Source organism: Streptodolium elevatio, assembly GCF_053592165.1.
In genome coordinates, this window is the sequence record NZ_JBSFVE010000002.1 from 312,585 (window position 1) to 330,262 (window position 17,678).

14 protein-coding genes are annotated in these 17,678 nt (G+C 72.3%); 4 read left to right on the forward strand and 10 right to left on the reverse strand.

Annotated elements, in window-relative coordinates; all coding sequences use genetic code 11:
* Positions 1-19: 19 nt before the first annotated feature.
* The 4 genes from ACWD12_RS05495 to ACWD12_RS05510 are packed head-to-tail and all read right to left on the reverse strand — an operon-like array spanning position 20 to position 5,437.
* Positions 20-970, reverse strand: a complete 951-nt coding sequence (locus ACWD12_RS05495) for a 3-hydroxyacyl-CoA dehydrogenase NAD-binding domain-containing protein (RefSeq protein ID WP_450098442.1) — start codon at positions 968-970, stop codon at positions 20-22.
* Positions 967-2,955: an acetoacetate--CoA ligase gene (locus ACWD12_RS05500; RefSeq protein WP_450098443.1), complete on the reverse strand. Its 1,989-nt coding sequence runs from the start codon at positions 2,953-2,955 to the stop codon at positions 967-969. The genes ACWD12_RS05495 and ACWD12_RS05500 overlap by 4 nt, the downstream gene beginning before the upstream one ends.
* Positions 2,952-3,776, reverse strand: coding sequence for a crotonase/enoyl-CoA hydratase family protein (locus ACWD12_RS05505; protein ID WP_450098444.1), 825 nt, complete (start codon positions 3,774-3,776; stop codon positions 2,952-2,954). Before ACWD12_RS05505 ends, ACWD12_RS05500 begins: the two co-directional genes overlap by 4 nt.
* On the reverse strand, positions 3,773-5,437 hold the full coding sequence (locus tag ACWD12_RS05510; RefSeq protein WP_450098445.1) for an acyl-CoA synthetase: 1,665 nt from the start codon (positions 5,435-5,437) through the stop codon (positions 3,773-3,775). The genes ACWD12_RS05505 and ACWD12_RS05510 overlap by 4 nt, the downstream gene beginning before the upstream one ends.
* 157 nt (positions 5,438-5,594) lie before the next feature.
* On the opposite strand from ACWD12_RS05510, the gene ACWD12_RS05515 reads away from it, so the two are divergent.
* Positions 5,595-6,062, forward strand: a complete 468-nt coding sequence (locus tag ACWD12_RS05515) for a MarR family winged helix-turn-helix transcriptional regulator (RefSeq protein ID WP_450098446.1) — start codon at positions 5,595-5,597, stop codon at positions 6,060-6,062.
* 71 nt (positions 6,063-6,133) lie between these two features.
* Here the strand turns inward: ACWD12_RS05515 and ACWD12_RS05520 are convergent, their stop codons facing one another.
* From ACWD12_RS05520 to ACWD12_RS05540, 5 genes are all read right to left on the reverse strand, one after another.
* Positions 6,134-7,582, reverse strand: coding sequence for an amidase (locus tag ACWD12_RS05520; protein ID WP_450098447.1), 1,449 nt, complete (start codon positions 7,580-7,582; stop codon positions 6,134-6,136).
* Positions 7,583-7,641: 59 nt separating this feature from the next.
* A complete protein-coding gene (locus ACWD12_RS05525; protein ID WP_450098448.1) occupies positions 7,642-9,255 on the reverse strand; it encodes an ABC transporter substrate-binding protein in 1,614 nt (537 codons plus the stop codon).
* Positions 9,256-9,814: 559 nt separating this feature from the next.
* A complete protein-coding gene (locus tag ACWD12_RS05530; RefSeq protein WP_450098449.1) occupies positions 9,815-10,417 on the reverse strand; it encodes a hypothetical protein in 603 nt (200 codons plus the stop codon).
* Between the two features lie 215 nt (positions 10,418-10,632).
* Positions 10,633-11,832 (reverse strand): SDR family oxidoreductase, encoded by a 1,200-nt coding sequence (locus ACWD12_RS05535; RefSeq protein ID WP_450098450.1) that lies wholly within the window; start codon positions 11,830-11,832, stop codon positions 10,633-10,635.
* Between the two features lie 304 nt (positions 11,833-12,136).
* On the reverse strand, positions 12,137-12,541 hold the full coding sequence (locus ACWD12_RS05540; protein WP_450098451.1) for a hypothetical protein: 405 nt from the start codon (positions 12,539-12,541) through the stop codon (positions 12,137-12,139).
* A gap of 233 nt (positions 12,542-12,774) precedes the next feature.
* Here ACWD12_RS05540 and ACWD12_RS05545 point away from each other — a divergent pair, with 233 nt between their 5' ends.
* Entirely contained in the window at positions 12,775-14,256 is a 1,482-nt protein-coding gene (locus ACWD12_RS05545; protein WP_450098452.1) for an amidase, read from the forward strand.
* Between the two features lie 97 nt (positions 14,257-14,353).
* Here ACWD12_RS05545 and ACWD12_RS05550 read toward each other — a convergent pair whose 3' ends face one another.
* Positions 14,354-15,520, reverse strand: a complete 1,167-nt coding sequence (locus ACWD12_RS05550; protein WP_450098753.1) for an MFS transporter — start codon at positions 15,518-15,520, stop codon at positions 14,354-14,356.
* 398 nt (positions 15,521-15,918) lie between these two features.
* Between ACWD12_RS05550 and ACWD12_RS05555 the strand changes: the two genes are divergently transcribed.
* Together ACWD12_RS05555 and ACWD12_RS05560 are read left to right on the forward strand one after the other, a co-directional pair.
* Complete coding sequence (locus ACWD12_RS05555) at positions 15,919-16,692, forward strand: AraC family transcriptional regulator (protein ID WP_358359549.1); 774 nt, start codon at positions 15,919-15,921, stop codon at positions 16,690-16,692.
* 594 nt (positions 16,693-17,286) lie between these two features.
* A complete protein-coding gene (locus ACWD12_RS05560; RefSeq protein WP_450098453.1) occupies positions 17,287-17,541 on the forward strand; it encodes a hypothetical protein in 255 nt (84 codons plus the stop codon).
* The last annotated feature ends 137 nt before the right edge of the window (positions 17,542-17,678 follow it).

Below are 17,678 nucleotides of genomic sequence, written 5' to 3' on the forward strand. Positions count from 1 at the left end.
GGGTGGTTCGGCGGACGGGTCACGGCAGGTCGGCCGCCGCCTTGAGGGCCAGCAGCGCGTGCAGCAACGCGTCGCGCCGGGCCGCGAGTTCGTCGACTCCGATGCCGTCGAGCGCGTCCTCCACGCCGGCCACGAGCTTGGCCGCCAACTCCGGGGTGAGCGACGGGTCGCCGAGGTCCCGCCACCATGCCTCGGTCGGCGGGCCCAGATGTTCGAGGATGTGCGCGATCCCGCCGCGGCCGCCGGACAGATGCTGGTTGGCGAACGGCCCGAGCAGCGCCCAGCGCAGGCCGGGCCCGTGCGCGATGGCCGTGTCGATGTCGCGTACCGTCGCGACGCCGCGGTCGACGAGCGAGTACGCCTCGCGCCACAGCGCCGCCTGCAACCGGTTGGCGATGTGGCCGGGCACCTCGCGGCGCACCCGGATCGGCTTCTTGCCGACCGCGGTGTAGAAGTCCAGTGCCCGGGCCACCGCTTCCTCGCCGGTGCGCTCGCCCGGCACGACCTCGACGAGTGGGATCAGGTGCGGCGGGTTGAACGGGTGCCCGATCAGCACGCGTTCGGGGTGGGCCGCGCAGTCCCGGGCGATGGCGGTGGCGGCCAGCCCGGACGAGCTGCTGGCGATGACGGTCTCCGGACGCGCGGCGGCGTCCAACGCGGCGAACAGCGCCTGTTTGACGTCCTCGCGCTCGGGCCCGTTCTCCTGGACGAAATCGGCGTCGCCGACTGCGGTTTCGAGGTCGGCGGTGAACGCCAGCCGGTCCGACGAGGCGTCCTCGGCGAGTCCGGCCCGGGTCACCGTCGGCCAGTGTGCGGCAACATCCGCGCGCAGCCGCGACTCCGCACCGGGCGACGGGTCCGTGGCCACGACGTCCAGGCCCCGGGCCAGGAAGTGTGCCGCCCAGCCGGCGCCGATGACCCCGGTGCCGACGATCGCGACGCGCCGGACCGGTTCCGAAGTGCTGCTCATGCGGGCCTCCGGGCTGCCGCGAGGGCGAGGAAGGGGTCGAGGGACGCCGGATCGGCGAGCACGTCGGGACCGACCACATCGGTCACGGCGGCACCGAGCAGGATGCGCTTGACCGGCAGTTCGAGCTTCTTGCCGGTGCGGTTGCGCGGGATCGCGGGTACCGCGGTGATCGCGTCCGGGACGTGGCGGGGCGAGAGAGCGCCGCGCAGTTCGGCCACGAGACGCGCGCGCAGCGCCGCATCGAGCACGTCGGCACCGGCAGCCCCCGCGGTCTCCGTCCCGGACAGGACCACGAACAACAGCAACTCGCCGTTGCCTCCCGACGGGTCCTCCAGGTGCACCACGAGGCTGTCGGCGATCTCCGGGACTTCCTCGACCACCCGGTAGAACTCGGCGGTGCCGAGCCGGACACCGCCGCGGTTGAGGGTGGCGTCCGAGCGCCCGGCGACGACGCAGCTGCCGGTCGGGGCGAACCGCGCCCAGTCGCCGTGCCGCCACACCCCCGGATACGTGTCGAAGTACGCGGCCCGGTAGCGGGATCCGTCGTCGTCACCCCAGAAGCCGACCGGCATCGACGGCATGGGAACGGTGATGACCAGTTCGCCGAGTTCGCCGACGACCTCCGTGCCCTCGTCGTCGAACGCCGCCGCCGCAACGCCCAAAGCCGGACCGGAGATCTCTCCCGCCCACACGAGCTGCCAGGGCCCACCCTGCACGATTCCGCCGCACACGTCGGTGCCCCCGCTGCCCACGTTGAGCAGGACCCGGTCCCCGAACTGCTCGTGCACCCACCGGTATCCCTCCGGAGGCAGCGGGCTGCCGGCCGCGCCGATCTGCCGCAGCGCCGAAAGGTCGTACGCGCGCACCGGTTCGAGCCCGGCGCGGCGGCAGGCCATCAGGTAGCCGGGGCTCGCGCCCATCAGCGTCGCCCCCGATTCCGCGGCGATGCGCCATTGCGCGTCGAGATCGGGGAACAGCGGGTTCCCGTCGATGAGCACGAGGCCCGATCCGACGAGCAGTCCGGACACGAGGGCGTTCCACATCATCCAGGCCGTCGTGGTGAACCACAGCATCCGGTCCCCCGGGCCCAGGTCCCAGCTGAGCGCGTGGTTCTTCAGGTGTTCGAGGAGAATGCCGCCGTGCCCGTGCACGATCGGCTTGGGGCGCCCCGTGGTGCCGGACGAGAACAGCACGCACAACGGGTGGTCGAACGGCACCGGCTCCGCACCGCGTTCGGCGGGCCCGGCCAGCAGGTCGTCCCATCCGACGGCGTCGCGCAGTTCGCCGGTGCCGTACGCGACGGCGACCACCGCACGCAGCGTGGGCAATCCCGCGCGAATCTCGTCGACGGTTCCGCGGCGGTCGACGTCCTTGTCCCCATAGCGGTACCCGGGGGCGGCGAAGAGCACGGTGGGCTCGATCTGCGCGAACCGGTCGACGACGCTGCGCGCGCCGAACTCCGGTGCGCAGCTCGCCCATACCGCTCCCAGACTGGCGGTCGCGAGGAAGGCGACGACGGTCTCCGGGATGTTCGGCAGGTAGGCCGCGACCCGGTCGCCGGGACCGACTCCGAGCCCCCGCAGGCCCGCACGTGCCCGCGCGACCTGGTCGCGCAACTCCCCCCACGTGACATCGACACGATCGCGCGTCTGCGAGTACGCCGTGAGCGCGGTGGCCGCATCGGCGGCCCCGGCCCCCTTGAGTGCGTGCTCGGCGTAGTTGAGCGTGGCGCCGGGGAACCACTCCGCGCCGGGCATCACACGGCTGCCGAGCACCGCGCGTTCCGGGGCGGCGAAGCGTACGCCGAAGAACTCGCGTATGGACGACCAGAATTCCGCGGTGTCGGACACAGACCACCGGTGGAGGGCGCCGTAGTCCGCGAAGCGGAGGCCGCGGGCTTCGTCCAAGTGACGCAAGTAGCGTCCGAGTTCGCTGCGTCGGAGTGTTTCGTCAGTCGGGGTCCGCAGGATCAGGGGTTCCGTCACGGCCGTCCCACCTTTGCGGCGCGGCCGTCGAGGAACGCGCGCATGCGCTCCTTGGCCTCGGTGCTGCCGGAGGCGACGGCGGCCATCAGGGATTCCAGGAGGTAGCCCTCGGCCGGGTTCGCCGCGGCGATGCGCGGAAGGGCCTGGAGCACCGCGAAGTTGGTGACCGCGGCATTCGCCGCGACGGTGCGTGCCAGCTCCATGGCACGCTCGAACGCGCCGTCGGGAGCTGCCAGATAATGCGAGAGGCCGATCGCCTGGCCCTCGTCCGCACCGACGATGCGACCGGTGAGCATCATGTCGGTCATGCGGTGGACACCGATCAGTCGCGGTACCCGCACCGAGCCTCCCCCGCCGACGAACAGTCCGCGCTGTCCCTCGGGCAGCGCGTAGAAGGTCCCGGGCTGGGCGACGCGCAGGTGGGCGGCGCAGGCCAGTTCGAGGCCGCCGCCGACAACCGCGCCCTTGAGGACCGCGACGACCGGCACGGTTCCGCGTTCGATGCGCTCGAAGGCGCGGTGCCACATGCGGGAGTGCGCGAGGCCTTCCAGGGTGTCACGTTCGGTCAGCTCGCCGAGGTCGAGTCCGGCGCAGAAGTGGTCGCCTGCGGCGTCGAGGACGACCGCACGCACGCCCTCGGGCGGCGCCGCGAAGAAGGCCTCCAGACCCAGCACCGTGGCGTCGTCGAGGGCGTTGCGCTTGGCGGCGCGGGACAGCCGCAACACCGCGACGCTGCCGTGCAGTTCCAGGCGCAGTGACGGAGGGAGGGGCACGGCGTGGTGGGGGGCGGCGTCCGCCGGGTGGGGAGTGGTGCTGGTCACGGGGTTCCTTCCGCGCCGGCGCGGTCCGCGTCGGCGGGTTGTGCGGTGGTGATGGTGGCGGTCCGGTCGGCGGTGCCCGGGCCCGCGGTCGCGGAGTCGGCCGCGGCCGACTCCGCGGCGGTCAACTCCGCCGCGGCCCGGGCCCGGAGTTCCACGCGGCGGATCTTGCCGGTGGCGTTGGCCGGGAGTTCCGGCACGAAGACCAGGAACTTGGGGACTTTGAAGCGGGCCAGGTGCGCTTCGAGGTGGGCGCGTACGTCGGCCTCTTCGAGTACGGCGCCCTCCCGCAACTGGAGGTAGGCGGCGCCCACTTCCCCCCAGCGGGCGTCGGGGACGGCCACGACGGCGGCGTTGGCGATCGCGTCCAGGCGCAACAGGACCGCCTCGACCTCGGCGGGGTAGACGTTCTCGCCGCCGGAGATGATCAGGTCCTTGGCCCGGTCGGCGACGTACGCCCAGCCGTCGTCGGCGGAGGACAGCAGGTCGCCGGTGCGGAACCAGCCGGCCACGAAGGATGCCTCGGACTCGTCGGGCCGGTTCCAGTAGCCGGAGAAGACGTGGGGCCCGCGTACCAGGAGTTCGCCCGGGTCGCCGCCCACATCCTCGGGGCGGCCGTCGCGCAGCATCGCGACGTCCGTGAAGAAGTGCGGCACGCCGACCGACACGGGGCGTGCGGCGGAGCCCTCGGCGGGGGCCATGTACACACCGGGCGACGCCTCGGTCATGCCGTACCCCTGCTGGAGCCGCACGCCGCGGTCGAGCCACGCCCGGGCGACCCGTTCCTGTACCGGTGAGCCGCCGTAGATGACGCTGGTGAGCGAGCCCAGGTCGATCCGGTCCCACAGCGGGTGCTCGCACAGCAGTTGGAGCATCGTAGGCACCGCGGAGAAGCTGGTGATGCGCGCTTCTTTTATACGCGTGAGGATCGCTCCGGCGTCGAACTTGGCGACCGGCTCGACGCTGCCGCCCTTGAACAGCGTCGGCAGTGTGACCTGGCCGAGCCCGGTGGCGTGGAACAACGGCGATATGCACAGCGCCCGTTCGGTGTCACGCAGGTCGATGTGGGCGAGCTGGTTGACGGTGTTCCAGGTGAGATTGCCGTGCGTGAGTACCGCGGCCTTGGGGCGTCCGGTCGTCCCGGAGGTGTAGAGCAGGACGGCCGGGTCGTCGAGGCCCACCGGAGGCGGCACTTCGAGCGCGGGGCCGCCGGACTCGACGCCCTCGGGCGGGAAGTGCCCGGGGCGTACCTCGATCCGGTGCCGGACGGATTCCGGCAGCGGGGCCGCCGCGGTGACGAGGGCGTCGGTGTCCGGACTGTGCACCAGGACCGCGGAGCCCGAGTCCTCGAGCATGTAGCGGATCTCGACCGGGGAGAGCCGGAAGTTCAGCGGCACCGCGACGGCACCGAGCAGCCAGGTGGCGAAGAAGGTCTCGAAGACCGGGATCCCGTTGGCGCCGAGGTAGGCCACGCGGTCGCCGGACCGTACGCCCAGCGCGGCCAGGTGGCCCGCGAGACGCGCGGTGCGGTCGGCGAGTCCGGCGTACGTCAGGACGCGGTCACCCTCGACGAGCGCGACCCGCTCGGGCGATATCCGCGCCCGCCGCGCCGGCCAGGTGCCGAGGCCGAAGTTCGGGCGGCTGCCCGTGGCAGCGGTTCTCATGGTTGTGCCCTCCGCATAGGCAATGACAGGATTCCTTATATCAGGATTCCTTGCACTGGTCACCGCCCCGCGGGGAATCCGCGACGTGCGAGACTCGGGGCCGGACGGCCTGCGAGCAGGCGTCGGACACGCGGCGGGCAGGCAAGGAGCGAACGAGATGGCAGCGCGAGCGGCCGAGGACGACGTACCCCGGGAGTCAGGCCCCCTGCTGCTCTACGCCGTCAAACAGGTGGAGCTGGCGGTCCGCGCGCACCTGGACGAGCTCCTGCGGCCGGCGGGCGTGACCGCGCTCCAGTACACGGCGCTGACCGTGCTCGACCGCCGCGACGGGATGACCAGCGCCGAACTGGCCCGGAACTCCTTCGTGACGCCGCAGGCGATGCGCGACCTCGTGACGGCGCTGGAGAGCCGCGGCCTCATCGCCCGGGACCACGACCCCGGGCACCGCCGACGACTGCTCATCACGCTCACGCCCGCCGGCAAGGCGCTGTTGACCGGGACGAACGCGGAGGTACGCGCCCTGGAGGAGCGCATGCTGAGCGGGCTCTCCGCCGTCGAGCGACGGGCGTTCCGCGACTACCTGAACCGCGCACGGACCGCGCTCGCGGGCGGTCCGGCGCACTGACCCGGGCGGCCGGCGGCGGGTACCCCGGAGCGGTGGTGCTCCGACGCTCAGCCGCTCCGGGGCTGTGGGGCTCAGCCGTGCGCGGCCGCGATCACCGGACGGCTCCGCGACGTCCCGGCCTCGATCACCGCGGCGGCGTCGAGCAGCCGTTCCTCGCGGAACCGGCCGCCGATGAGCTGCACGCCGGACGGCAGACCCCCGGCGGGCCCGGTCGGGACCGCGACGGCCGGAAAGCCCAGAACCGGAACCGCCTGCAACGGCCACTGAGCGGCCACGACTTCGCACATGCGGTCGTCGCCGGCCAGGTCCGCGTCCTGTTCCAGCGGCGGTTCGGCCGACACGGGGGTGAGCAGGATGCGGTCGGCTCCCAGGTACTGCTGAAGGCGCGTGATCAGGGTGCCGCGCCGCGCGTAGCCGCGGATGTACGTCGCGAGCGTCGGCTGCTCGCCCCAGATCTCCGCGGCCACCCGGAACGTCGAGGCCAGCGAGTCCTTCACCCCCGCATCCCCGAACATCTCGATCTCCGGCAGCATCGTGCGCAGTTCCTCGAAGAGCAGCAGCGACCACAGGCGTGCCGCCTCGGCCAGCTCCGGCAGTTCCGCCGCTTCCTCGACCTCGTGGCCGGCCGCGGACAGGAGGCGGGCGGCGGTGTCGAGTGCCGCGTCCACGGACGGGTGCGGCTTGGCGATGCCGACGTCGCGGACCACGGTGACGCGGATGGGACCGGACCGGGCGAAGCGCGGGACCGCCGGGACGCCGACCGGGTCCCGCAGGTCAGCGCCCGCCATCACCCGCGTCGCGGTCCGCAGATCTCCGACCGTCCACGCCAGCGCGCCCTGAACCGCCATGGTCTGGAACGACATCGGGCTGTCGAACTCCACGTCCCCGGCGGGCTCCCACGCGGACACCAGGCCCACGGTCGGCCGGAGGCCGACGGCCCCGCAGCAGTACGCCGGATAGCGGATCGAGCCGCCGATGTCGTTGCCCTGCGCGATCGGGACCATGCCGGACGCCAGCGCGGCGGCCGCGCCGCCCGACGATCCGCCGGGGGTGTGCCCGGCACTCCACGGATTGAGCGTGCGTCCGTGCAGCGCGTTGTCGGTGAACCAACGGACCGCGAAGGCCGGGCTGTTGCTGCGGCCGAGCAGGGTGGCGCCCGCGTCGCGGAGGGCGGCGACGCACGCCGCGTCGTCGGCGGCCACGGCGTCGGCCCAGGCCGGGATGCCGTGCGAACTGGCGTACCCGCGCTGCGCGGTGTTGATTTTGGTGGCGACCGGGACGCCGTGCAGCGCGGCCAGGGGCCCTCCGGCGGCCACAGCCCGGTCCAATTCGGCCGCACGGGCCAGGATTTCGTCGGGGCGTACGTCGACAAGGGCGTTCACCACCGGGTTGACCTCGTCGATGCGGCGCAGGAACGCCTCGGCGACCTCGGCCGCCGTGAACTCCTTGGCCCGCATCCCGGCGGCCAGTTCGGCGCCGTCGCGGGTCCACAGCTCGTTGCCGCCAGGGGTGTCGGTCATCGGTGCTCCGTGAGGTGTGCGTGGTGAGGGCGTGGTGCGTTCGCTCGTCGCGTCGGGGGTCATCGGGGCGTCCCACCGAGGTAGGCGGCCCAGGGCATGCCCAGGTAACCGAACGACGCGGGTGCGCCACTGATGCGCTTGTTCATGAACATGCGTTCGTGCGGGGCGGCCAGAAAAACGACCGGCACGGTCGGGGTGAACAGGGCCTGGGCCTCGGCGTACGCCTTGGCCGACACATCGGGATCGGACGCGGCACGCGCCTCCCCGAGCAACCGGGTGACTTCCGGGTTGTTGTAGTTCGTCCAGTTGAACAGGCCGCCGGGGTTCACCATCTCCCCCACGTACGAAGCGGCGTCCGGCATACCGACGTAGCCGAAGGTGAGGACGAGGTCGATGCCCTGGCGGATCGACGGGTCGTAGAACAGCGAGGACATCTCCGTCGGTTGGAGCTGGCGGATCTCGATGCCGACCCCGACCGCCTTCGCCGCCGCCTGGAAGAACGTCAGGATCTGCAGGCCCTTCTGGTCGCCGGCCGGGATGGCCGCCACGAGCGGGCGTGACGGCGCGCCGACCTCGGCGACAAGCCGCTTCGCCGCCGCCACGTCCGGCGGCGGGGCGGACGGCAGCGCGGCATAGGCCGCGTCCAGCCGGGCGGCGGCCGGATCCCCGGCCCAAGTCAGCGGCGGAACAAGGGACTTGAGCGGGTTCGCGGCCCCGCCGAACACGTTCTTGACGAGCGCGTCCCGGTCCACCGCGAGGGACAGCGCGTCGAGCAGCCTGCGGTCGGCCGCGGGGCTGTCGGCATGGCCCGGCACCAGCAGCACGTTCTGCGTCGACGGCCCCAGGTAGGTGGTGCCGTTCTTGGCCTTCGCGAGCGCGGTGGCACTGGTGGGCGGGAGTTCGTACGTCCCGTCCACCTCGCCGGAGAGCAGCGCACCGGTCAGCGTGTTGCTGTTGGTGATGAAGCGGAAGACGACCTGCGCCGCCTTCGGCTTGAGCTGCGGATCCCAGTACGCGTCGTTGCGTTCGAGGGTGATGCTGTCGCCGGACTTCCACGAGGCGAGCTTGTAGGGGCCGGTGCACATGAGGCCGCCGGTGGGCGTGCCGTAGCCGGCTCCGGCCTTGCGGGCATACGCCTCCTGGCCGACCGCGCCGAACGAGGTGGCCAGCGCCTTGCGGAGGCCCTGGTCGTACGCCTTGGTGCGCAGCGTCACCTGGTTCGGCCCGGTGATGTCGATGGCGGTCACGCCGGCCAGGTAGCTGCCGTAGAGGCCCTGGGTCTGCGGGTCGGTCTGGCGCCGGAGGCTGTGGACCACGTCCTCGGGCCGCATCGGGGAGCCGTCCCAGAACGCCACCCCGGGCCGCAGGTCGAGGACCAGAGTGCGGTCGTCCGTCCACGCGGCCTTCTCGGCGAGGCCGGGAGCCGGCGAGAGGTCGGCGTTCATGCGTAGCAGTGTGTCGCACAGGTTGGCCTCGACCGTCTGCGGCGAGTAGTCGCCGACCTTGGCCGGGTCGAGGGTGGTGGGCTCGCCGTACGGCAGGGCCCAGGTGACGCGGTCCACGGGCTCGGTGCCCGGCGGCGTGGTGGCGCTCAGGTCCGCGGGCGCGGCGTTCGGTGCCCCGGATCCGGAGCCCGGTGAGCAGGCCGCCGTGGCGACCAGGCCCGCGCTCATGCACGCACTCACACATGCGACAAGCACGCGTCTTCTTGCGGCCATAGCCGATGCTCCTTGCGAGAAGGCGGGAAGAAGGGAGGTGTTCGGCGCGCACGCCGCCCAGGGCCCGCGGGCGGCGGCACACCGAGATAAACGAACGTCATATAACGTTGTTTCATCTCCCAGGCTTCCACCCCGTGAACAAGACCGTCAACCCCCTCCACCCGGCGCAACCGCCCGGCACCCCGCAAACCCCGACCGCCGCAGCCGATCCCGAACTACCGACGGTTTCGGCGTGAGCCCCGCGGGCCGCGCCGAAAACCCGCCACCTCGTACGCCCCGGGACACCCGACGCGCGTCGACTCCTCGGCCGACAGCCGGCTTGGCCCCCGAGGCGCGACAAACCTTGGGGCCGCAGCCGCCATCGCCCCACGGCAGGCGTCGCCATCGCCCAGCCAACGGCCTACTCCGACCAGTTCACACCGCGTCGTGCTCGGGGCACGGGCAATCGGTGGCGCACAGCACTGCGGCGCGGGCCCCATGGGGACCCGCGCCGCAATGTGCGTCCAGCCGTACGTCAGTCGGTGATGAACCAATTGCCGCCGGTGTATTCCAGCGTGTGATCGCCGAGATCGTTCTCGGTGAACCTGGCACCGCCCTTGACCGCCGTGGCGGGCATCTCGACCTTGGCCGGGTTGACCACCACGACCTTCGTCCCGTCCACGGTCGCGGTCCGCAGCGCCGCCTTCTGCGCGGCCGGGAACATCTGCAGCATGATCGTGAAGCCCTCGCGGCAGGGGCCGTCGTAGCCCTTCATCGCAGGCCCCGCAATCTCGCACATCACGTCGATGTCCTCGCGGCCGACCGCGTGGAGGTAGTCCTCGTACCGCTGGATCGCCCCCTCCTTGGACTTCGGCGCCGCGACCGGCCCCGATGGAGGGGCCGACGACGCAGGCGCGGACGAGGGCTTCGCGGATGTCGCGGACGGCCGGGTGGCCGCGGAGTCGGACGGCGACGGCGCGGACGAGGACTGGGCTGTTGTCGGTACGGACGAGGCGGTCGCGGGTGCCGAAACCCCGCTCGACGACGGCGGCGACGTGGACTTGTCGCCGCTGTCGTCTTCTCCGCATGCGGACAAAACGAGTACGCAGGCAACAGCCACGCCGGCAAGCGCGCGCATCAGGCACTCCCCTCGGCAGGAATCCGAAGTGCCCGATGCTACCGCTGCTTTTGTGCCATCTCCGCATAGAGCGCGCGTTTCGTCCTTGCGCGCTCGTGACGCGCCGACGGCCACCGCGCCGCTTCCCGAGCCCCCGACCTGCTCCCCCTCCTCCCGCCTGGGGCACCCGTCCGGCAATTCGGCGGGTGCCCCCTTCGGGGATGCCGGCCGCGACCTCAGCCGCGGGCCGACATCACGAACCGGACGTCGGACTCGACGTTGCGCAGTACCTGATCCGCCGTCAAAGCGGCAGGCCCGCCGGGGAGTTCGGGGGCGCCGAGGGACGTGGCGAAGACCTCGCCCGCGCCCAGGATCGTGCTTCCCGCCGCCTGCACCGCGAGGACGTCGCGTACCCGGCCCGGCAGCGTGCGCCACCCCGGGTAGTCCGCCAGCGAGGCCTTCGCCGGGTCGTGGAACTCGGGCTCGGCGAGCCGCAGTCCGGCGCGCCACGCGGTTTCGGCGACCTGCCGGGCGAACTCCTCACAGGTCGGCGCGGCCTGGCCGGCACACGCGTGGTAGAGCGAGGGCAGGCGCGAGGGGTCGCGAACGGCGACATTCGCGAGCGCCGCCACCGCACGCGCGAGCACGTCGCGCGGGATCATGTCGAGCCGCTGGTGCGGGCCGCAGGCCGAGGTGGCGACGCCGGAGAGCAGCATCTTGATGTGGCCGTGCACGGACTGCGGTTCGGGGGTCCAGCCGGTGCCGGTGTCCCCCATCACCACGGACGGGCGCACCACGCAGGCGCGTGCGTCGGACGCGGCGACCGCGCGCTCGGCGGCGATCTTCGACTCCAGGTACGTCAGCGGACGCGCCGCGCAGTCCCCGGGCAGGAACGCGGCGGCCTCGCGGGCCTGGTCGATGTGGCCGACGAACGCGGTGGATATGTGGATCAGCGGCGCGTCCGCGTCGTGTGCGAGTTCCGCGACACGGCGCGATCCCGACACGTTGACGCAGTGGAAATCGTCGGCGTTGTCGTCGAAGCAGGCGCGGCCACCGGCGTGCACGACGACGTCGGCACGTGCCGCCAGCTCCGACCAGGCACTGCTGTCGAGGCCGAGGCGCGGCGACGCGAGGTCGACGGGGACCTCGGCGTGCGCGTGCGAGGAGGCGCGGCGGCCACGAAGGGCCACCACGTAGAAGTCGGCCCGCAGCGCGCGGGCGATGGCTTCGCCGACCACGCCGGTGGCGCCGGTCAGCAGGACGACCGGAGGGTCGGACGGAGGATCGCCGTCCTCGGCGGGCTCCTCGGTCGGAACGGGAAGGGCGCCCAGATCGGGCGGGGGCGTCGGGGACGGGAGTGCCGCCGACGCGGGTACGGGTGCGGGTACGACCACCGGCACGCGTACCGGACACAGGGGCTCGGACAGGCGGGACAAGGTGTTCACCTCGCTTCACCGGCCACCGCTGGGGTGCGGGGCATCCTTCCCGAAACGTAGGCGGAACGGGTGACCCGTGCCACTCGAACGACTACTGCCTGCGATCTCCCCAGGTTGGAACCCCTGTGCCGGTCTCGAACACGGCAGCGAAACCACGCAAACCGCTATCGAACACACGAACGAACGCCGGATCAGCTCTGCGCTTGTGGCCACCACCAGTCGGCCCGTGGTGCCCCGTCGCCCACCACGTCCGCCCCTGCCCCATTCGGAGCAACCCGCGCCGCCCGTGCGGAGCGAGTGCCGGTCACAGGCTCGCATGGAGCAACGCGGCGTCCACGAAGGGGCGTTCGACGGTCGGCGGCCAGCGCCAGGACAGGGGCCAGGTCTCGCCGTCGAGGGCCGGGACTCCGACGTACGCCTCGCCCGTGCGCCGCCCAAGGTACGTCGTGCCCGGCGGCCACCGGTAGGGGGCGCCCGCCCCCGGGGCCAGGAAGAAGTACAGCGCCTGGCGGCGGCTGCGGTTCTCCACGACCGGCCCCGGCACTGCCGCCGCCAGGCACAGGCGGTCGGCGACCGCGTCGCCGTAATCCCCGTCGATACGCACGACCTCGAAAGCGAGCCCGACCTTGCGCAGGGCGTGTCCGTACGTCGGAACCCAGTCGAGCACCCCGGCGAACCGCTCGGGGACGGGCGGGTTGTGGGAGTTCATGCCGCCGCCCCGGCACGCCGGTCGGCGGCCGCGTCGGTACGGCAGGCCCCGCTGCTGTGTCGCTCGCTGCGCTCGCTCATACACACACGGTCCCGCAGGACGGCGTGTGTTACCAGTAGTCACAGATGTGCGGATTGCCGCGGCTCGCTCCCCTGGCACGCCTTGATTCGCGCCCGGTACGCTCGACAGAGGGCTACTCGCGAGTAGCAACGCCTCGGCGAGGAGGAGCGGCGGTGGAGTACGACGAGTACCGCAAGCACGACGCGATCGGCCTGGCCGGCCTGGTGGCGAGCGGCGAAGTGAAGCCCGCCGAACTCCTGGAGACCGCGATCTCGCGGGCCGAGGAGGTCGACCCGCGGCTCAACACGATCGTCCGTCCGATGCACGACATCGCCCGGGAGCGCGCCAAGTCCACCCTGTCCGGCGCCTTCGCGGGCGTGCCGTTCCTGATCAAGGACCTGATGCAGGACTACGCCGGCCTGCCGACCGGCTCCGGCTCGCGGTCACTGGCCACGCAGCCGATGCCGGAGCACGCCGAAGTGGTGCGGCGGTGGCTGGACGCCGGACTCGTCGTGTTCGGCAAGACCAACACTCCCGAGTTCGGCGCCAAGGGCATCACCGAACCGCAGGTCGACGGCCCGACCCGGAATCCGTGGAACACCGCGCACACGCCCGGCGGTTCGAGCGGCGGCTCGGCGGCCGCGGTGGCCGCCGGGATCGTCCCCGCGGCGGGCGGCAACGACGGCGGCGGCTCGATCCGCATCCCCGCCGCGTGCTGCGGCCTGTTCGGCCTCAAGCCGAGCCGCGGCCTGGTGCCCAGCGGCCCGTCGTACGCGGAGGTCCTGCACGGCGCCGCGGTGCACGGCGTACTGACCCGGAGCGTGCGCGACTCGGCGCTCATGCTCGACGTCATCGCCGGCCACGACCCGGCGGGGCCGTACATGCCCGGCGCGTCGGACGGCCCGTACCTCGAACTCGCCCGGCGCGAACCCGGGCGCCTGCGCATCGGGTACGCCACGGTGTCGCCGATCGGCACCGACGTCTCCCCGGAGGCGGTCGCGGCCGTCGAGGACGCGGTCGCACTGCTGCGCGAACTCGGCCACGAGGTCGAGGAGGCGACCACCGGCGTCGACGAACGCCAACTGGCCCGGGACTTCCTGACGATGTGGTTCGCGTCGATGGCCGCCGAGGTCGACCACGTGCGGCAGGCGACGGGCTGCGGCGAGGACCAGTTCGAGCTGGACACGCGGATCATGGCCGCGGTCGGGCGCGCGACGAACGCGCCGACGTACATCGCGTCGCACAACCGCTGGAACGAGCACAGCCACCGACTCGCGCTGTTCCACGAGACGTACGACCTGCTGCTGACCCCCACGCTGGCGCATCCGCCCGCGCGGGTGGGGCAGTTGGCGACACCGGCGTGGATGGCGGCGGCGAGTTGCCTGCTCCTCGCGGTGCGCGGTGCGGGGCTGCTGGCGAAGACCGACCTGGTCGACCGGGTCGCGGACGAGAACCTGCGGTGGACGCCGTACACGCAGTTGGCGAACATCACCGGGCGTCCGGCGATGTCGGTGCCGACGTACTGGACGAAGGGCGGTCTGCCGCTCGGTGTGCAGTTCGTCGGCGGCTTGGGGACCGAAGGGCTCCTGCTCTCGCTGGCGACGCAACTCGAAGAGGCACGGCCGTGGTTCGACCGGAGGCCGCCGATCGGCTGACGCCTGGACGGGCACGCGGCGCCGCCGGACGCGTGGTCGGCGGCGCCGCGCTTCGTCGTTCGTGTCGTGATCCGTTGCCGTGGTTCGTTGCTGTTCGTCAACTCACTCTCGTGCGCTGGTTGTTCGTGCCTTCGTCGGCGCCTGCCGGCGGTGTGCCGGGTTCGCTCAGGAACTTGCACAGAGCGAGCGTGACGATCGGTACGAAGCACAGAATCAGGAACACCGCCTGCGGCCCGCTCGCGTCGGCGGCGAACCCGAACACCGGGGAGATCAGGCCGCCGACGCTCACCGCGAGCCCCAGCGTGACCCCTGCCGCGGTACCGGGACGGGTCGGCAGGTAGTCCTGACCGAGCTTGACCAGCACGGCGAACGGGATGTTGAGCGCGACTCCGGTGAGCAGCGCAAAGAGCAGCGGCACGTACGGTCCGGGCGTCGCGCGCAGGCCGACCAGCATCGGGATCACCAGCACACCGCCGAGTTGCACGGTACGCACGAGCCCGATGCGGTCCGCGATCCGGCCGCCGGCCAACGTGCCCAGCACGCCTCCGCCGAGGAAGAACGCCAGGGCGACGCCGCCGAGCACGTCCGAGGCGTCCAAGTACCGGATCCAGTACAGCCCGATGAAGGTGCTGACCCCGAAGAACGTGACCGAGCGGACGACTTCAATGCCGGTCAGGACCAGGAACGGCGCCCAGCGGTCCTCGCCGGCACGCGACTTGGACGCCGCGGCGGCGAGGGCGCGTTGGCGGTGCCGGTTGCGGTGCAGGACGTACGCGACGAGCACCGCGGGCGGGATGAACAGCGCCGTCGAGCCGACGCCCCACGCGACGAGCGCGGGCGTGGCGAGCACCGGCGCCATGAAGAATCCGACGCTGCCCCCGGCCGCGAACACGCTCATCGCGGCGGTGCTTTCACCGGCCTGTTCGCGGGCCGCCTTGCCCGCCGCCGGGTGGAACATGGCAACGCCCAGGCCGGACAGCAGGATCAGCGCCCACACCGCCCAGTACGGCTGCATCAGTCCGGAGAAGCCGAGCCCGAGGCCCGCGAGCCCGACACCGGCGGCGGCCATCCAGCCCGCGCGGTAGCGGTCGACGACGACACCGAGGAAAGGCTGCGGGATGGAACTGCCCAGGGTCGCCGCCAGCGTCAGCCCAGAAGCGGCGACGTAGCTGTAGTCGCGTTCGAGGACGAAGTACGGCACGCTCGCGGGCACGAGCCCTTGGTAGAGGTCGTCAACGGCGTGTGCGATGCCCCAGAGCCGCATCCGCCGCCACACGGTCGGGTCGGCCCGCGGCTTGGCACTCTCGCCGGTCCCCCGGGCGCCGACGGCCTCGGCGGCTTCGGCGGCGTCCGTGGACCCGTCCTTGGCAGTATCGTTTGCGGCGTCGTCTGCGGCCCCGGTGGCGGCCGCGTGCGCTCTCATGTGCGAGTCGTCCCTTCTGGTGAGTCCGGCGGGTGAGACCGGCCGATGACTCCGGCTGGCATGTCCGGTCCAGGCGGGTTCCAGTACGACTGGCACCTTTATGCCTGGTACCTGTCTGCCTGGTCCCGGTGGACCAGCTTTCCGGTCGCCGCGCCTTGGGAGCTGTCGATACTCGGACGCCTTCTACCGACAACCCGCCAATCTGCGCCGAGAAGCGGGCTCGTTATCCTGGCCGGACCATGTCGATCACCCGGAAGCCCCTGGACGGCCCGACCCGAGCGCCCATGGCGCACCGGGAACGGGTGGAGTGGCACGACCATGCGGTGAACCAGCTCATCGCGCCGGGCCTCGGGGTGCTCCAGGTCTCCACGCAGACCGGCTCGTGGGTCGTGCCGCCGCACCGGGCGGTGTGGATCCCGGCCGGGGTCGCGCACGCGCACGAGGCACACGGACCCAGCGAATTGCGGACGCTCTGCTTCCCGACCGACGTCAACCCGCTGCGCCTGGACCGGCCCACGGTGCTGTCGGTCTCGCCGCTGCTGCGCGAGGTCGTCGCCGTACTCACCGGAGCCGAGCATGTGCCGGACCGGGAACGAGAGTTGACGCCGGGTCAGCGCCGCAATCTGGAGCGCGTGGCCCTGGACCAGTTGCAGCGCGTGGAGGCCTTGCCTCTCGGCCTGCCGACGCCGCGTGACGCGCGGCTGCGGGACGTCGCCGCCCTGCTGGCCGCGGATCCGGGCGACGAGCGGACGCTCGCCGAGTTGGGCGCGGCGGTGGGAGCCGCGGAGCGTACGCTCAGCCGCCTGTTTCGGGCCGAGACCGGGATGAGCTTCCCCCAGTGGCGCGGCCAACTGCGGCTCCATCACTCGCTCAAGCTGCTCGCCGGAGGCGCGTCCGTCACCGGTGCCGCGGCGGCGTGCGGGTATGCCACGCCGAGCGCGTTCATCGAGGCGTTCCGACACGCGTTCGGCACCACACCCGGTGCGTACCGTCGCGAAGCCGCGTTCGCCTGAGCCGCCCGCACCGGACACCGCCCCGCCCCGATGACCACGGCGAGGCGGTGTCAGCGGGGCGGGATACCGTACCGACGAGATTGAGGCCGGTCAGAGCACCTTCGAGGTCCGCGGTCATGGGGGGTGGGGCCGGATGGGCACAACTGAACACCGGAACGCCCTCATCGAGGAGGCCCAACCGGCAGCCGTACCTCACCCCCCTTCCGACCTCCCCGCCGCTTTCGGAGACATCGCCGGCTCCGCGCGCACCGCCACGCCTGCACCACCGCGGCGCAAGGCGCCCAGTCGCCGTGGGCGGTCTCGACGAACTTCAGGATGCGCGCGTTGACGTACTCGGTCGCCTCGAAGGGGACGGCGTGGCCGATTCCGTCGAGGATCTCGGCGTCGGCGCCCGGCATGAGCGCCTGGACGCGGGCGAGCGCACGGTCCGGGTGAAGCAGCGTGCTGCGTCGGACCCACCGCCGAAGCGCTGTCCTCCGCGACGTCGGAGCTGTGTACTGAGCCGCGCACCGGGCCGGGCCCGCTCCCGTTGCGGTCGAGGGCCCCGTACGGGCGGCGTAGCGTGGATGGCAGGACACCGGAGGGAGAAGCACGATGCCCGGATCCGTCACCGCCAGCCACCACGCCCACACCGCGTCCGTCGGTCACGCCGACGCCGAGAGGCTGGTCGCCGTCCTCGCCGAACTCGGCCGCATGATCGACGCCACCGGCCCCGAGCGCCTCGACGACGCCCAGCTTGCCGCCCTGCGCGGCGACCACTCGCAGGACCGCACGGAAATGTCCGCCTGGATGCACCAGATCGCCGCCGAACTTGGCGGCCAACTGCACCACGGCCTCGGCCACGCCTGACACCGGATACCTGACCGCCGACGCCCGCCCGGCCTTCTTCCTACTCCCCCGCGACTGGTCAATCGGGGGCAGCGCCGCTTGCCGCGAAGCCCGCCTGCGGGAAGCGCGGCACGGCCCCCGCGGCTGGGCGCTCGTGG

What these genes read in the sequence shown, in the direction of transcription:
- ACWD12_RS05550 (WP_450098753.1), bottom strand. Translation starts at nt 15,520, where the DNA reads ATGCGGCTCTGGGGCATCGCACACGCCGTTGACGACCTCTACCAAGGG.
- ACWD12_RS05560 (WP_450098453.1), top strand. Translation starts at nt 17,287, where the DNA reads ATGCCCGGATCCGTCACCGCCAGCCACCACGCCCACACCGCGTCCGTC.
- ACWD12_RS05520 (WP_450098447.1), bottom strand. Translation starts at nt 7,582, where the DNA reads ATGACCGACACCCCTGGCGGCAACGAGCTGTGGACCCGCGACGGCGCC.
- ACWD12_RS05510 (WP_450098445.1), bottom strand. Translation starts at nt 5,437, where the DNA reads ATGAGAACCGCTGCCACGGGCAGCCGCCCGAACTTCGGCCTCGGCACC.
- ACWD12_RS05530 (WP_450098449.1), bottom strand. Translation starts at nt 10,417, where the DNA reads ATGCGCGCGCTTGCCGGCGTGGCTGTTGCCTGCGTACTCGTTTTGTCC.
- ACWD12_RS05515 (WP_450098446.1), top strand. Translation starts at nt 5,595, where the DNA reads ATGGCAGCGCGAGCGGCCGAGGACGACGTACCCCGGGAGTCAGGCCCC.
- ACWD12_RS05555 (WP_358359549.1), top strand. Translation starts at nt 15,919, where the DNA reads ATGTCGATCACCCGGAAGCCCCTGGACGGCCCGACCCGAGCGCCCATG.
- ACWD12_RS05495 (WP_450098442.1), bottom strand. Translation starts at nt 970, where the DNA reads ATGAGCAGCACTTCGGAACCGGTCCGGCGCGTCGCGATCGTCGGCACC.
- ACWD12_RS05540 (WP_450098451.1), bottom strand. Translation starts at nt 12,541, where the DNA reads ATGAACTCCCACAACCCGCCCGTCCCCGAGCGGTTCGCCGGGGTGCTC.
- ACWD12_RS05525 (WP_450098448.1), bottom strand. Translation starts at nt 9,255, where the DNA reads ATGAGCGCGGGCCTGGTCGCCACGGCGGCCTGCTCACCGGGCTCCGGA.